This is a genomic window from Sphingomonas corticis, from assembly GCF_012035195.1.
In the GTDB taxonomy this organism is placed as follows: domain Bacteria; phylum Pseudomonadota; class Alphaproteobacteria; order Sphingomonadales; family Sphingomonadaceae; genus Sphingomonas; species Sphingomonas corticis.
In genome coordinates, this window is the sequence record NZ_JAAVJH010000006.1 from 18737 (window position 1) to 33765 (window position 15029).

Here is a 15029-nt window from a genome sequence, read left to right on the forward strand (position 1 = left end):
CGGCGAGGAGGAGAAGAGCGCGCTTCACTTGACGTCTCCCGAGCCGGGCTGGCCGAGTTCGAAATCGCTGACCGGTCGCCGCTTCGGATCATTCGCGTCGTACAGCAGCGCGCCGTCCACCCACACCTTCTCCGGCCGGGTGTAGACGCTGAACGGATTGCCGTTCCACAGCACCACGTCCGCCATCTTGCCCGGCTTCAGCGATCCGGTGCGGTCGGCGATGCCCAGCGCGGTCGCGGGGCCGAGCGACAGCCACTTCCACGCCGCCTCGTCGCTGATCTGCACGCCGGAATGGCGCGCGGAGGACAGGACCTTGGCCACTTCCTGGTTGAGCCGCTGGATGCCGTTGGCGTCGTCCGAATGGATCATCCCGCACGCACCCGTCTTCTCGAGGATGGCCAGGTTCTCGCCGATCCCGTCGTAGCTCTCCATCTTGAAGCCGTACCAGTCGGCCCACACCGCGGCGCAGGTGCCGCGCGCCTTGAGCAGATCGGCGATCTTGTAGGCTTCCACCGCATGGTGGAAGGCGGTGACCTTGTAGCCGAACTCAGCCGCCATATCGAGGACGATGGCCATCTCGTCGGCGCGGTAGCAATGGTTCTGGATCAGGATCTCGCCCGACAGGACGCCGCGCAGCGTGTCCATCGCGATGTCGCGGTCGGGCATGTCGCCGCCGTCCTTCTCGTACTTGTCCCACTTGCGCTTGTAGGCGCTCGCCTTCGCCCACGTCTGCCGGTCGACGGCGACGTTGCCCATGCGCGTCGACGGGATGCGGCCCTTGCCGCCGTAGACGCGCTTCGGGTTCTCGCCGCACGCCATCTTCAGGCCATAGGGGGCGCCGGGGAACTTCATGCCCTGCATGGTGCGCGCGTAGACGTTCTTCAGCACAACGCTCCGCCCGCCCATCAGATTGGCCGAGCCGGGCAGGATCTGCAACGTGGTGACGCCGCCGTTGGCCAGCGCGCGGCTGAAACCCGGATCCTGCGGCCATACGCTGTGTTCCGCCCACACCTCGGCGGTCACGGGCGCGGTCGCCTCGTTGCCGTCGGAATGCGCCTGCACGCCCGGGCTGGGATAATCGCCCAGGTGGCTGTGGATGTCGACGACGCCCGGCGTCACGAACTTGCCCTGGCCGTCGATCACCGTCGCGCCGGCGGGCGCGTCCACGGTCTGGCCGATCGCCACCACCTTGCCATCGGCGAACAGCACCTGCCCGTTCTCGATCCGCCCGCCCTCGCCGTCGAAGACGGTGACGTTGCGCAGCAGCGTCGGCACGCCGGGATAGGCGCGGTAGGTGGAGGGGTAGGGATCGCGCGAATAGGGCTGCGGCGGCGCCTTGGCGGAGGCCGACTTGGGCCGGTCGGCCGAGGCGGAACAGGCGGCGAGTGCCAGCGTCACGGCCAGCACGCCGCCCGCGCGACGTATCCTCATGATGGAAACCCCTTTTTCTTTCTATGCCGTTCATCATGGGCGTGGGGCGTCGTGCCGGTCAAGCGACAGCACGCCCCCATCCTCGTCTTTTCCGCCGACGCGCGTGGTCTGGCCGTCGTGATGCGGGCAAGTTGTGGCCGAACAACCATGGTCGAATTTTTGCAATGATGTGCCAGCCCGCCGATCGGCGCCAAAATGCTGGTTCGGCTGCTGGACGCGCGATCATTTGCCCTCTTAATCAGGATCAAAGATCATTTTTCGCCGCCCATGTTGACCGGAAAGCCGCAAGGCGTAGAACACGCGCAAACGACTGCGGGAGTAGAAGACGATGACCGATGACGCCGCCGGCAACAATGCGGTGGAGCTTGCGACCGAATTGACGATCGCGTGGCTGTCCAATCCCAACACCCGCGCCGCCAGCGAGGACGTCCCCGCTTTCCTGCGCACCATGCACGACGCGGTCGCCAATCTGTCCGACAGCGGCGTCGCCACCCCCGCCGATGAACCGCAGAGCGACTACACGCCGGCGGTGTCGGTGCGTAAGTCGCTGGCGTCGAAGGATCATCTGATCTCACTGATCGACGGCAAGCCGTACAAGACGCTGCGTCGCCATCTCGCCGGCCACGGCCTGACCCCGGACGATTATCGCCAGCGCTACGGCCTGAAGCCCGACTATCCGATGGTTGCGGAGAATTACTCGGCTGCCCGCCGCGACATGGCGAAGAAGATCGGCCTCGGTCGCAAGCCCGGCGCGCGCCGCGGCGAGGCGGCCGAGGGTGAGGGCGCCCCGGCCGAGAAGGCGCCGCGCGGTCGCCGCAAGGCGGCGGCGCCGGCCGACGCCTGACGGTAACCGGCCGGCGTGGCGCTGACCGCGAACGTCCGCGACACGCTGGCCGAGCGGCTCCGCTCCCTCGTCGGGAGCGGGAGCGTGGATCTGGCGCGCCCGCCCGGCGACGACGGGCTGTTCGGCCCGGGGTCGCCGGCGTGGCGCGTCCACGGCGATTTCTCCGCCATGATGATCGGCGGCATTTCGGCGCTGCTGCTGCAGATGCTGCATCCCCTCGCGCTCGCCGGGGTGTGGGACCACAGCAACTTCCGGCAGGACCGGTTGCGCCGGCTGCGCGGCACGGCGCGCTTCATCGCCGCCACCACCTTCGGCTCGACCGCCACGGCGGAGGCGTCGATCGCGCAGGTGCGCGCGATCCATGACCGCGTCCACGGCACGCTTCCCGACGGCACGCGCTACGACGCCAACGATCCCGCGCTGCTCACGTGGGTCCATGTCGCGGAGGTCGACAGCTTCCTGCGCGCCTATCTGCGCTACCGCGATCCCGGCATGACGCCCACCGATCAGGACCTGTACCTGCAACACAGCGCGCTGGTGGCCGAACGACTGGGCGCCACCGCCGTGCCGAAGTCGCGCGCCGCCATCGCCGACTATTACGCCGCGGTGCGCCCGGCGCTGCGCTTCGACCACCGCACTCGCGAGGTCGCCGACGCGCTGCTGGAACGCGGGGACGATGCCGCGGTGGACGCCGGCATGCGCGTGGCGGTGGCCGCGGCGGAGGACCTGCTGCCGGGCTGGGCCGCGACGATGCACGGCCGCACGCGCTCTCCGCTCGCCCGTCCCGCGATCCGCGCGGGGGCGGGCACGCTCAGCAGCGTCGTCCGCTGGGCGCTGGCGCGGCGGTAGCGCGCTCGCGCTTGCCGCCGCGCTGCCGGCCTCAGTTCGTCACCGCCACCGTCACCGCGCGGCGGTTCTGCGCCCAGCTCTCCTCGTCGGAGCCGAGCGCCAGCGGACGCTCCTTGCCGTAGCTGATCGTCGTGATCCGCGACGCGGCGATGCCCTTCGCGGCGAGATAGTTCTTCGCCGCATTGGCGCGCCGGTCGCCGAGCGCCAGGTTGTACTCGCGCGTGCCGCGCTCGTCCGCGTGGCCTTCCAGCTGGATGCGCACGTTGGGATAGCGCTGCAGCCACTCGGCCTGGCTGTCGAGGATGGTGCGCGCCGTGGCGTCGACGTCGGCCTGGTCGAGGCCGAAGTTGACCGTGTCGCTGGTGATCGAGCGCCGGAAGTCTGCGGCCGAGCCCGGCGCCACGCCGTCGGTCGGCGGCGCGCCGGGGGCGGGGGTGGCGGCGGGCGCCTCGCCCGGCGCCGGCGGCAGCACCTCGGGCCGCTTCTTCGAGCAGGCGGCGGTCGCGGCCAGCGCGGTCGCCAGGAGGAGGGTGGTCGTCAGTCTAGCCATCGGCGGTCTCCTTGTGTGTCGTGTCGCCCCGTTCATGCCCCCATGAACCGTTTCACGGCCGAAGCGGTCCCCAGCCCGGATCGGACCCGTCCAGCGGCGTCGGCACGCGCCGCTCGTTCACGCCGGTCAGGTCGACGGACCACAGGTCCGCCTTGCCCGCGCTGCCGCGCCCGGCGCGGTAGAACATCAGCACGCGGCCGTTGGGGCTCCACGACGGGCCCTCGTCCTGCCAGCTGTTCGTCAGCAGCTTCTCGCCCGACCCGCCGGGCGACATGATGCCGATGCGGAACGCGCCCGCGATCTTCGTGAAGGCGATCAGGTCGCCGCGCGGGCTCCAGACCGGCGTGGCGTAGCGCCCGCCGCCGAAGCTGATGCGCTGCTGGTTCGATCCGTCGGCGTTCATCACGTACAGCTGTTGCCCGCCGGAGCGGTCGCTCTCGAACACGATGCGCGATCCGTCGGGCGAGTAGCTGCCGCCGGTGTCGATCCCGGGCGAATTGGTCAGCCGCTGTGGCGAACCGCCGGCGGCGGGCACGCGATACAGGTCGGTGTTGCCGCCCGTCGCCATGGAGAACAGGATCCAGCGTCCGTCGGGCGAGAAGCGCGGGGCGAAGGTGGTCGCGACGTTCTGCACCACCAGCCGCTGGCGGCCCGACCCGATGTCGTAGACGTAGATCGACGGCGCCTTGCCGACGTAGCTCATGTAGACGATCGATTGCTGGTTCGGCGCGAACCGCGGCGTCAGCGCAATGGCCGAGCCGGTGGTCAGGAAGCGGTGGTTGGCGCCGTCCTGGTCCATGATCGCCAGCCGCTTGATGCGGTTCCCCTTGGGGCCGGTCTCGCTGATATAGGCGACGCGGCTGTCGAAATACGGCCCCTCGCCGGTCAGCCGCTGATAGACGGTGTCGGCGCATTTGTGCGCGGCGCGGCGCCAGTCCGACGGCGGCACGACGAAGCCCTGCCGCGTCAGCTCGGTCCGCGCCGACACGTCGTAGAGGTAGCAGCCGACCGTCAGCGAGCCGTCGCCGTTGGCGCGGATATATCCCTGCACCAGCGCCTGCGCGCCCGATCCGCCCCAGTAATCGAACGCGGGCGCGGTCACTTCCGGCACCACGACGGCGCGCAGCTGCGCCGGGGGCAGGGGAGTGAACAGGCCCGAATTGCGCAGGTCGTTGGCGATGATCTCCGACAATTGCCGGCCGAGCGTATCGGTGCTGCCCGCGGGGGTGGAGGCGACCGCGGGGGTGGGCATCGCCGGGATCGCGATCGGCATCGGCGCGGAGATGCCGCCGGTCACGTCCACCTCCAGCGGCCCGCCGCCCTGTGGCGCGGACGTCGGCGCGGACGTCGGTGCGGTCAGCGGGGGCGGCGTGACCTGCGCGTTCGCCGGCAAGGCGGGCGTCACGGTGGCGAAGGCGAGTGCCAGCAGGGAAACGGCACCGGTCCGTAGGGGATGGAGGATGGTCATCACCGCAGCTTCCAGTTGAAGTTGATGTTGCTCCACCCGCCGTTCGCGGTGGAATAATATTCGGCCGGCAGCTTCAGCGGCGAGCAGCCCTTGAACGCCGCGATGCCCAGGTCGACGACACGGCGGGCATAGCGCTGGTTCTCGTCGTTGAGCCCCGACTGGCTCACCATCGTCGGCGTGGCCGCCAGCGTGCCGTCGCGGTTGAGGCGGAGGTTCAGCTTCGTCACGATCTGGTTCGCGCCCGGACCGGGATCGACCTGGCGGTCCGCGCACGGCTGGATCTGGCGTGCGATCGCCTGGACGATGCTGGCCATCGCCCGGCCGTCGATGCGCGCGGCGGGGGGCGCGTCGCTCTCCGGCGCCTTGCTCTTCTCCGCGGTCAGCCCCTTCAGGAAATCGTCGCCCAGCCGGCCGCCGCGCGGCTTGGGCGCGGGCGCCGCCGGCGTCTTGCCCGCGCCACGCTGCGCCGCCTGCGCCTTTGGCGAGGATTTGGACGGGGCGGCGGTCTGCGTCGGCTTGGACGGACGCGCGGGCGCCTTCTCCGCCGCGGGCGTGGGGCGCTTGGGCTGCGGCTTGGGCTGCGGCGCGGGCTTGGGTGCCGGCGCCGGCTTGGGTGCGGGCTTGGGTGGAGCGGGCTTCGGCGGGGCGGGTTTGGGCGGGGCGGGTTTGGGCGGCGCGGGCGTCGGCGGCTGCGGCGCGGTTCTGGGCGCGGGCGCCGGCTGCGGCTCGGGCTGTGGGGCTGGCTCGGGCGCGGGTGGGGGCGAATCCACCGGCTCGCCCGTCTCCGGCGCCTGCGAGGTGGAGGGCGCCTCGGTCGCGGCGGTCGCGGCGGCCTCCAGCGCGACGTCCTGCACCAGGCTCACCTCGACCGGGCTCGGCTTCAGCCGGTCCGGGTTGGGCGTGTCGAGGAAGCCGAGCGACATGGCGCCGAGCAGCAGCAGGTGTCCTGCCGCCGCGACGCCCAGCCCGACCTTCTCCGCGCGCTCCATCGTCAGTCGTCGCCCACCGTCACCAGCGCGACGCGGTTGAGGCCGGCGGCGTTCAGCTCGCCCATCACGCGCATCACGCGGCCATAGTCGAGCCCCCGGTCGGCGCGCAGGTACACCTGCGGCACCTCGCCCCCGCGCCCGGAAGCGGCCAGCGCCGCCAGCCGCGCGGGCAGCGCGTCGGCGGACACTTCCTCCTTGGCGAGGAAGATGCGCCCGGCCTCGTCCAGCGAGATCTCGGTCGGCTCCTTGTCCTGGTCCAGCGGCTTGGCGCGGCTGTCGGGCAGGTTCACCGGCACGCCCTGCGTCAGCAGCGGCGCGGTGACCATGAAGATGATGAGCAGCACCAGCATGACGTCGACCAGCGGCGTCACGTTGATCTCCGCCATCGGCGCGCGCCGGCCGTGGGAGCGCTGGGAGGGGAGGTTCATCGCCATCGGCGGATCACCGTTCCGCGTCCAGCTGCCGCGACAGCGTCGCGTGGAAGGCGTCGGCGAAGCGGTTCAGCCGGGCCTCGATGCGGTTGATGGCGTGGCTGAAGCGGTTGTACGCGATCACCGCGGGGATCGCCGCGAACAGGCCGATGGCGGTGGCGAACAGCGCCTCGGCGATGCCCGGCGCCACGACGGCCAGGCTGGTGTTCTGCTGGCTGGCGATGCTGGTGAAGCTGCGCATGATCCCCCACACGGTGCCGAACAGGCCGACGAACGGCGCGACCGATCCGATCGTGGCGAGCACGTTCAGCCGGTCGGACAGTTCGTCGATCTCCTTCGCCACGGCGGATCCCATCGCCGTCGCCAGCCGCTCGCGCGTGCCCTCGCGGTCGATCGTCGATCCGTGGGTGGAGCGGCGCCATTCCGCCACCGCGGCGGCCAGCACGCGCGCGCTGGGCAGGTCGGCCTGCCCGTTCGCCTTGTAGAAGGCGTCTATGTCGTCCGCCTTCCAGAAATCCGCCTCGAACCGCTCGCTCGCCTTGCGGATGCGGCCCACCTTCACGCGGAACATGACGATGATGGCCCAGGTCCAGACGCTGGCGGCGAGCAGCCCGAGCATCACCGCCTTCACCACCCAGTCGGCCTGGAGGAACAGCGCGATGGGCGACAGCGTCGCGGGATCGGTGGCGAGAACGGGATTCAAGGCTGGTCTTCCCCTTCGACGACGAGCTGGCGGTACAGGTCGACCCACGCCGCGGGCTGGCGCCGCGGCCTGCCGTCGGGTCCGACCAGCGCGGCGGTGACGCGCGCCGCGGTCAACAAGACCGATGCGCGCCTGACTGACTGATGAATGACGATTTTCGCCGGCGTGACGGCGCGGACCTCGGACGCCACGACCAGCGCGTCGTCCAGTCGCGCCGCGGCGCGATAGCGGATGGCGAGGTCGACGACCGCATAGGCGCCGCCGCCCGCCTCGAACACGGCGCGCTGGTCGATGCCGGCGACGCGCAGCATGTCCGATCGCGCCCGCTCCATGAAGCGCAGGTAATTGGCGTGGTAGACCACGCCGGACAGGTCCGTGTCCTCGAAATAGACGCGCAGCGGAAAGAGGTGGGTCTCGCCGTCGAAGCGTCCGCCCGCGGGCTCGTCTCTCTCGTCCGCCGTCATCGCGCCGGCTGTTAACCGTTCGTCCGACGCGACGGAACCCCGCGCGCGCTATCCTGGATCAGTTGTCGCCGGACGGGCAGCCCGAAGCCGGCGTCTCGCCCGCGCCGGCGGGATACCAGCGCGCGACGTTCCGGTCCTGATCGTAGTAGCAGACCGCGCCGCCCGACCCGTCGCGGCGGATCGCGATCGCCCAATTGTGCGGCCCGCAATTGTGCGGCTCGCAGCCGAAGGACAGCAGGCGGTCGCCGTCGAGCACGATCGGCGTCGCGGTGACGTCGCGGTCGAGCACGCGCGCGCGGACATCGGCGTCGGGCACGACGCCTGCGACCGTGGCGCGCACCGCGGGATCGTTGAGGAAAGCGCCCCCCGACACCTCGTCCAGCGGATAACGGCCGATGTATTTTGCCAGCGCGGCGGGGGCCGCGGGGGGCGAGGGGGAGGGCGTGGCGACCGGCGTCGCCGCGGTCGTCTCTTTGCGTGGTTCCGGCGCGCGGTCGCACGCGGCGAGCGCAGCGACGGCGGCGAGGGGGAAAAGAGAACGCGTCATCGTCGCTTCAACGCCGCCGGGCACCGGCGGTTCAGGCGTGCTCGTTCTCGATCAGCGTCGCCATGTCGAGGCCGAGCAGGTCGATGCGCGCGCGGATGCGGGGCCACTGGTGCGCGACGAAGTCCGCCCGCTCCGCCTCGCGCAGCCGCTCCGCCGCACCCGCCAGCACGAACATGCCGACGCCGCGGCGCACCTCGACATAACCGTCTTCCTGAAAGCTCTGGTACGCCTTGGCGACGGTCAGCGGATTGGCGCCGTGTTCCGCCGCCAGCGCGCGGACCGAGGGGAGCTGGTCCCCCGCGGCATAGTCCCCGCGCAGGATGCCCGCCGCGATCGTGCCGCGCAGGCGGAGGTAGACGGGACTGTCGTCGCTGCTGAGCGCTGCCATGGTGCCTTAGTACACCAACTGGCTTTCGTGTCGAGTCCTCACCCCTCCCACGTGGAGACCAGTCGCGCCGGATCGGGGCGTGGCCGTTCCTCCAGCGCGCGTGCGGGAGTGCCGATGAAGACGAAGCCCGCGATCCGCTCCGGCGCCGCGCCGAAGGCGTCGCGCACGCGGTCTGAAAAGGCGGGCCAGCCGGTCAGCCAGCCCGCGGCGAACCCCATCGCGTGCGCGGCATGGACGAGGTTCATCGTCGCCGCGCCCGCGGACAGCTCCTGCTCCCACAACGGGATATGGCTTTCCGTCCGCGGCGAGGAGAGCGCGACGATCAGTGCCGGGGCCTGCCGCGCGAACTGCTCCATCGCGTCCAGCTCCGCCCGCTTCGCCTCGGGCCGTTCCTCGCGATAGGCGGCGACCAGCAGCGCGGCGAGCGCGTCGCGGCGGTCGTTGGGCACGATCACGAAGCGCCACGGCGCCAGCTTGCCGTGGTCGGGCGTGCGGCCGGCCAGCAGCGCGATCTCGCGCAGCTGCTCCGGCGAGGGGCCGGGCGCGGCCAGGTCCCGCGGCTTGCCCGATCGCCGGGTGGAAAGGTGCGCTAGGGGAGAGGAGAGGTCGTTGAACATGGGCGCGGCCATAGCCGATCCCGGACGCACCGGGGAGGATTTACACGCGCCCCTTTCCCGCTAGTCTCACGCGCAACCAACGCGCCGCGCGTGCAGAACGGCGCCGTGCACACCCAGGGAGCGTCTCTTACATGGTGGAAACCCCGACCGCGGATACCCCGCGCGAGCCGGACATCAGCCACGTCAATCCGGCAGCCGAGGCCACCTGGTTCGGCCACCCGCGCCAGCTCGCGCGGCTGTTCACGACGGAGATGTGGGAGCGGTTCGGCTTCTACGGGATGCGGGCGCTCCTCACGCTCTACCTGACGAAGCATTTCCTGTTCGGCGATCGCGCGGCGACGGGCCTGTACGGCGGCTTCACCGCGCTCGTCTATCTGACGCCGCTGATCGGCGGCTATCTGGCGGACCAGTACCTCGGGTCCAAGCGTGCGGTGAAGTTCGGCGCGATCCTGATGGCGCTCGGCTATTTCACGCTCTGCTTCGGCGGCGAGACCTCGCGCCCCTATGCGCTGGTCGACGGCCAGCGCTACGAGGTGGCGATCGACACGCGGGAAGGCGTGGAGACGCGCTACGTCGTCGACGGCGCGCAGCGGCTGGCGATCAAGGGCAACGAGGACGGCACCGTCTCGCTCCTCGATCCCGCGGGCGCGACCGCGCGCACGGTGGCGGCCGGCGCGTTCCAGTCGGAGGCGGACCGCAGCCCGTTCTTCGTCACGTTGATGCTGCTGGCACTGTGCATGGTCTCCGTGGGCAACGGCTTCTTCAAGCCGAACATCTCGACCATGGTGGGCGATCTGTACCGCCCCGGCGACCGGCGGCGCGACACCGGCTTCACCATCTTCTACATGGGCATCAACCTCGGCTCGCTCGGCTCGCAACTGCTGTGCCCGCTGCTGGCGACGACGATCGGCTGGTGGGCGGGCTTCGGCCTCGCCGCGCTGGGGATGCTGTTCAGCTGGTTCCTGATCCAGTTCGACGGCGGAAGGCTCAACGGATATGGCGAGCCGCCGTTGACGGAGGGGGGCAAGGACCGCGCGCTCGGCATCTACGCCGCCGCGCTGATCGGCGTGCCGATCTTCTACCTGCTGTTCACCAACCTGATGAACGCTCCCGCCCCGGTGGAGGGCGCGGGGATCGTGGGCTATGTCCTGGCGCTGCCGCTGATGGGCAAGCTGCTGTTCGGCACGTTCCTCGTCGCCGTTCCCGGCATCCTGATCTGGTCGGCGGCGAAGGGCAGCCGCACCGAGTTCCAGATGATGGTCGCCGCGATGATCCTGATCGTCTTCAACGTCGTCTTCTGGACGCTGTTCGAGCAGGCGGGCTCCAGCCTGACGCTGTTCGCCGACCGCAACACCGACCTCAGCATCTTCGGCCTGTTCTCGATCTCCGCGGGGCAGACGCAGTTCTTCAACGCCTTCTTCATCGTCGTCTTCGCGCCGATCATGGCGGCGATGTGGACGAAGCTGGCCGCGGCGGGGAAGGAGCCGTCGATCCCGGTGAAGTTCGGCCTCGCGCTGATCGGCGTCGGTGCGGGCTTTCTGTTCCTCGTGTGGGGCGGGCAGTTCGCGGGCAGCGACTTCAAGGTGGCGATCTGGTGGCTCGCCGGCCTCTACCTGATCCACTCGGTGGCGGAGCTGTGCATCTCCCCGGTGGGTCTGTCGATGATCACCAAGCTGTCGATCGCGCGCATCGTCGGGCTGATGATGGGCGTTTGGTTCCTCTCCATTTCCGTCGCGCAATACGTCGCGGGCATCGTCGCGCAGGTGGCGAGCGTGGAGACGGTGGGCGGGCAGGTGACCAATCTGAAGGTCAGCCTCGACACGTACAACCAGGTGTTCTGGACGATCGGCCTCGCCGCCGCCGCGATCGGCCTCGTGCTGCTCGCGCTGTCGCCGCTGATTCGCAAGTGGATGCACGGGGTGCAATAGCCGGGAGGGGAGACGCATGGAGGAAGTGACGGCGGCCGCGGCCGCGTTCGTGGGAACGCATTTCCTCCTGTCGCACCCGCTGCGCGCGCCGCTGGTCGCGCGCACCGGAGAGCGTGGTTTCCTCCTCCTCTACTCGCTGGTCGCCTTCGCCACGCTGGGGTGGCTGATCTTCGCCTATCGCGCCGCGCCGGCCTCGCCGCCGCTGTGGCCCGTCGGCGACGGGCTGTGGCTGGGGGCGACGGTGCTGATGCTGGTCGCCAGCATCCTGTTCATGGGCTCGCTGATCCGCAACCCGGCGCTGCCCGATCCCGGCGGCGCGGCGCGGCCGGTGCCGACGCCCGCGGGCGTGCTGGCGATCACGCGGCACCCGATGCTGTGGTCGTTCGCGCTGTGGGGCGTCGCGCACATCCTCGTCTTTCCCGATCCGAGCAACGTCGTCCTGTGCGGCGCGATCGTTCTGCTGGCGCTGGTCGGCGCGCACCTGCAGGACCGCAAGAAGCGCGCGCTCCAGCCCGATTTCTGGCCCGAGTGGCAGCGGCGGACCAGCTACGTCCCCTTCGCCGCCATCGCCTCCGGACGCGCGCGGCCGGGCCGCATCGGCGCGCACGCGCTGGGCGGCGGCATCGTCGTGTGGCTGGTCGCGACCTGGGCGCACCTGCCGCTGGTCGGGTGGGACGCGGGCATCTGGCGCTGGGTGAGCTAACAGAAGTTACGTCGGCACTGGCGACATCAATCGAAACACGACAAGAGCGACCGCATCGGTCATGATGCGGAAGGCGGGAGAGCGATGGCGACGGAGATCGCGGCAAAGGTGGAGGCGTTCGTGCGCGAGGTGGTCGCTCCCTACGAGCGCGACCCGCGCTGCGGCGCGCACGGGCCATCGGACGCGCTGGTCGCCGAAATGCGCGACAAGGCGCGCGCCGCCGGCGTCCTGACGCCGCACATCCTCGCCGACGGCACGCACCTGCACCACCGCGACGTCGCGATCGTGCTGCGCGCGGCCGGCCTGTCGCCGCTCGGCCCCGTGGCGGTGAACGTCGCCGCGCCGGACGAAGGCAACATGTACCTCCTCGGCAAGCGCGCCACCTCGGAGCAGAAGGCCCGCTTCCTCGACCCGCTGATCGCGGGCGAGGCGCGCTCCGCCTTTTTCATGACCGAGCCGGCGGAGGAGGGCGGCGCGGGCAGCGACCCGTCGATGATGAAGACGACCGCGCGCCGCGACGGCAACCATTGGGTGGTCGACGGGCGCAAGGCGTTCATCACCGGGGCGGAGGGCGCCAGGGTGGGCATCGTGATGGCGAGGGCCGACGAGGGCGCGACGATGTTCCTCGTCGACCTTCCCGATCCGGCGATCCGCATCGAACGCGTGCTCGATACGATCGACAGCTCCATGCCCGGCGGGCACGCCGTGGTCGCGATCGAGAACCTGCGCATTCCCGCCGACCAGATGCTGGGCAACCCGGGCGAGGGCTTCCAGCTGGCGCAGGTCCGCCTCGCGCCGGCGCGACTGACGCACTGCATGCGCTGGCTCGGTGCCTGCACCCGCGCGCACGAGATCGCGACCAACTACGCCAACCGCCGCCGTGCCTTCGGGAAAGCCCTGATCGACCATGAGGGCGTCGGCTTCATGCTGGCGGAGAATCTGATCGACCTGAAGCAGGCCGAGCTGATGATCGACTGGTGCGCCGGGGTGCTGGACGCCGGCGAGCTGGGCACGGCGGAGAGCAGCATGGCGAAGGTCGCGGTCAGCGAGGCGCTGATGCGCATCGCCGATCGCTGCGTTCAGGTGATGGGGGGCACCGGCGTGACCGGCGACACGATCGTCGAGCAGGTGTTCAGAGAGGTGCGCGCCTTCCGCATCTACGACGGGCCGACCGAGGTGCACAAATGGAGCCTGGCCAAGAAGGTGAAGCGCGACTGGAAGGCGGCGCAGGAGAAACACTGATCCGTTCGTGCCGAGGAGGGGCTGAGCAAAGTCAAAGACCCGTCTCGAAGCATCCTTCGGAACGCCGCTTCGGCAGGCTCAGCGGGTCTTCAGGACGGACGGAATTTGGGAGAGGTGAGAACGTGCTGGGATTGATGCAGGACGGGCAGCTGACGGTCGACAAGATCCTGGACCACGCCGCGCAATGGCACGGCGACCGGGAGATCGTCAGCCGGGAAGCGGACGGATCGGTGACGCGCAGCGACTATGCCGCGCTGCATCGCACCGCCAAGCAGGTGTCGAACGCGCTGGCGGCGGCGGGGATCAGGCCGGGCGACCGCGTCGCGACGATGGGCTGGAACGGCTTTCGCCACCTCGCCGCCTGGTACGGCACGGCGAACATGGGCGCGGTGCTCCACACGCTGAACCCGCGGCTCTTTCCGGAACAGATCGCCTATATCGCGAACCACGCCGGCGACCGCATCCTCCTCGCCGATCCGGCCTGCGCGCCGCTGGTGCCCGCGCTGCTGAAGGCCGCGCCGACGATCGAGCGCGTGGTCTATCTCGCCGCCGAGGCGCCCGAGGGCGGCACCGCCTTCGACGCCTGGATCGCCGGCCAGCCGACCGAATACGCCTGGGGCGGCTTTGACGAGCGCGAGGCGTGCGGTCTGTGCTACACCAGCGGCACGACGGGCAATCCCAAGGGCGTGCTCTACTCGCACCGCTCGAACTTCATCCACACGTTGATGACGTTGCAGGCCGATGCGCTGGCGCTTTCGCAGCGCGACACGGTGCTGCTGATCGTGCCGATGTACCACGCCAATGCCTGGGGGGTCGTCTATTCCGCGCCGGCGGTCGGCGCGAAGATGGTGCTGCCGGGGCAGAAGATGGACGGCGCCTCGATCTTCCAGCAGATCGAGGAGGAGGGCGTCACCTTCTCCGCCGCGGTGCCGACGGTGTGGCAGGGGCTGCTCCAGCACCTGAACGCCACGGGCGAGCGCTTCTCGACGCTGAAGCGCGTGGTGATCGGCGGGTCGGCGGTGCCCGAATCGCTGATCCGCGGGTTCCAGGACGGGCACGGCGTGGAGGTGATCCAGGGCTGGGGCATGACGGAGACGTCGCCGCTGGCCACGCTCTCCTCCCCCACCGCCGAGGTGAACGCGCAATCGCCCGACGAGCAGGTGCGCCGCCGCGCCATGCAGGGACGGCCGGTGTGCGGCATCGAACTGAAGCTGACCGACGACGACGGCAACCGCCTGCCCCACGACGGCAGGAGCGCGGGGCGGCTGAAGATCAAGGGGCCGACGATCACCTCGGGCTATTTCGGCGGCGAGGGCGGCGACGTGCTGGACGAGGAAGGGTTTTTCGACACCGGCGACGTCTCGACGATCGACGCGTCCGGCTACATGCAGATCACCGACCGCGCGAAGGACATCGTGAAGTCGGGCGGCGAGTGGATCAGCTCGATCGAGATCGAGAACATCGCCACCGGTCATCCCGCCGTCGCCATCGCCGCGGTCATCGGCGTCGCGCATCCGAAATGGGACGAGCGGCCGATCCTGCTGGTGCAGCAGGCGCCGGGGCAGGCATGTTGCCGCGACGACATGCTCGCCTATCTCGACGGGAAGATCGCGAAATGGTGGATGCCCGACGACGTGGTGATCGTCGAGACGATCCCGCTCGGCGCGACGGGCAAGATCGACAAGAAGCTGATCCGCCAGCAGATGGCGAACTATCGGCTGCCGGGGGCGTAGGGGCGCCGACGGCTCGCGCCGGCGCGGGCGGCAGGTGGTTCACGCGGAGACGCCGAGGGTCTCGCGCGCGGTGATCCTCCCGCGCAGCGGCAGCCTTCATCCCGCGGCGGGTTGAGAACGCCGAGCGGTCGAGCGAAGCATC

16 protein-coding genes are annotated in these 15029 nt (G+C 70.3%); 6 read left to right on the forward strand and 10 right to left on the reverse strand.

The genetic code is table 11. From position 1 onward, the window contains the following. Positions 1-24: 24 nt before the first annotated feature. Positions 25-1431, reverse strand: coding sequence for an amidohydrolase (locus tag HBH26_RS10955; protein WP_168134653.1), 1407 nt, complete (start codon positions 1429-1431; stop codon positions 25-27). Between the two features lie 328 nt (positions 1432-1759). On the opposite strand from HBH26_RS10955, the gene HBH26_RS10960 reads away from it, so the two are divergent. Together HBH26_RS10960 and HBH26_RS10965 are read left to right on the forward strand one after the other, a co-directional pair. Then, positions 1760-2275 (forward strand): Ros/MucR family transcriptional regulator, encoded by a 516-nt coding sequence (locus tag HBH26_RS10960; protein ID WP_168134654.1) that lies wholly within the window; start codon positions 1760-1762, stop codon positions 2273-2275. Between the two features lie 15 nt (positions 2276-2290). After that, on the forward strand, positions 2291-3124 hold the full coding sequence (locus HBH26_RS10965) for an oxygenase MpaB family protein (RefSeq protein ID WP_338057331.1): 834 nt from the start codon (positions 2291-2293) through the stop codon (positions 3122-3124). Between the two features lie 31 nt (positions 3125-3155). Here the strand turns inward: HBH26_RS10965 and pal are convergent, their stop codons facing one another. The 9 genes from pal to HBH26_RS11010 are packed head-to-tail and all read right to left on the reverse strand — an operon-like array spanning position 3156 to position 9281. Then, positions 3156-3674 (reverse strand): peptidoglycan-associated lipoprotein Pal, encoded by a 519-nt coding sequence (gene pal, locus HBH26_RS10970; protein WP_168134655.1) that lies wholly within the window; start codon positions 3672-3674, stop codon positions 3156-3158. Between the two features lie 52 nt (positions 3675-3726). Further along, positions 3727-5142 (reverse strand): Tol-Pal system beta propeller repeat protein TolB, encoded by a 1416-nt coding sequence (gene tolB, locus HBH26_RS10975; RefSeq protein WP_168134925.1) that lies wholly within the window; start codon positions 5140-5142, stop codon positions 3727-3729. Further along, the gene (locus HBH26_RS10980; RefSeq protein ID WP_168134656.1) at positions 5142-6131 is read right to left on the reverse strand and encodes a cell envelope biogenesis protein TolA; all 990 of its coding nucleotides are present in this window, start codon (positions 6129-6131) and stop codon (positions 5142-5144) included. Before HBH26_RS10980 ends, tolB begins: the two co-directional genes overlap by 1 nt. A 2-nt stretch (positions 6132-6133) precedes the next feature. Beyond that, positions 6134-6565 (reverse strand): protein TolR, encoded by a 432-nt coding sequence (gene tolR / locus HBH26_RS10985; protein WP_168134657.1) that lies wholly within the window; start codon positions 6563-6565, stop codon positions 6134-6136. Between the two features lie 7 nt (positions 6566-6572). Next, positions 6573-7265 (reverse strand): protein TolQ, encoded by a 693-nt coding sequence (gene tolQ / locus HBH26_RS10990; RefSeq protein WP_168134658.1) that lies wholly within the window; start codon positions 7263-7265, stop codon positions 6573-6575. Continuing rightward, positions 7262-7729 (reverse strand): YbgC/FadM family acyl-CoA thioesterase, encoded by a 468-nt coding sequence (locus HBH26_RS10995; RefSeq protein ID WP_168134659.1) that lies wholly within the window; start codon positions 7727-7729, stop codon positions 7262-7264. The genes tolQ and HBH26_RS10995 overlap by 4 nt, the downstream gene beginning before the upstream one ends. A 58-nt stretch (positions 7730-7787) precedes the next feature. Continuing rightward, positions 7788-8276, reverse strand: a complete 489-nt coding sequence (locus tag HBH26_RS11000; RefSeq protein WP_168134660.1) for a hypothetical protein — start codon at positions 8274-8276, stop codon at positions 7788-7790. Positions 8277-8307: 31 nt separating this feature from the next. Next, positions 8308-8664 carry a GntR family transcriptional regulator gene (locus HBH26_RS11005; RefSeq protein WP_168134661.1) on the reverse strand — a complete coding sequence of 119 codons (357 nt, stop codon included), beginning with the start codon at positions 8662-8664 and terminating at the stop codon, positions 8308-8310. Between the two features lie 38 nt (positions 8665-8702). Beyond that, entirely contained in the window at positions 8703-9281 is a 579-nt protein-coding gene (locus HBH26_RS11010; protein ID WP_168134926.1) for a nitroreductase family protein, read from the reverse strand. Positions 9282-9412: 131 nt separating this feature from the next. Here HBH26_RS11010 and HBH26_RS11015 point away from each other — a divergent pair, with 131 nt between their 5' ends. From HBH26_RS11015 to HBH26_RS11030, 4 genes are all read left to right on the forward strand, one after another. Beyond that, entirely contained in the window at positions 9413-11209 is a 1797-nt protein-coding gene (locus HBH26_RS11015) for a peptide MFS transporter (protein ID WP_168134662.1), read from the forward strand. A 16-nt stretch (positions 11210-11225) separates the two neighbouring features. Then, positions 11226-11912: an NnrU family protein gene (locus HBH26_RS11020; RefSeq protein WP_168134663.1), complete on the forward strand. Its 687-nt coding sequence runs from the start codon at positions 11226-11228 to the stop codon at positions 11910-11912. An 84-nt stretch (positions 11913-11996) separates the two neighbouring features. Next, positions 11997-13154, forward strand: a complete 1158-nt coding sequence (locus HBH26_RS11025) for an acyl-CoA dehydrogenase family protein (protein ID WP_168134664.1) — start codon at positions 11997-11999, stop codon at positions 13152-13154. Positions 13155-13276: 122 nt separating this feature from the next. Further along, the gene (locus HBH26_RS11030) at positions 13277-14887 is read left to right on the forward strand and encodes a long-chain-fatty-acid--CoA ligase (RefSeq protein ID WP_168134665.1); all 1611 of its coding nucleotides are present in this window, start codon (positions 13277-13279) and stop codon (positions 14885-14887) included. Positions 14888-15029: the final 142 nt, after the last annotated feature.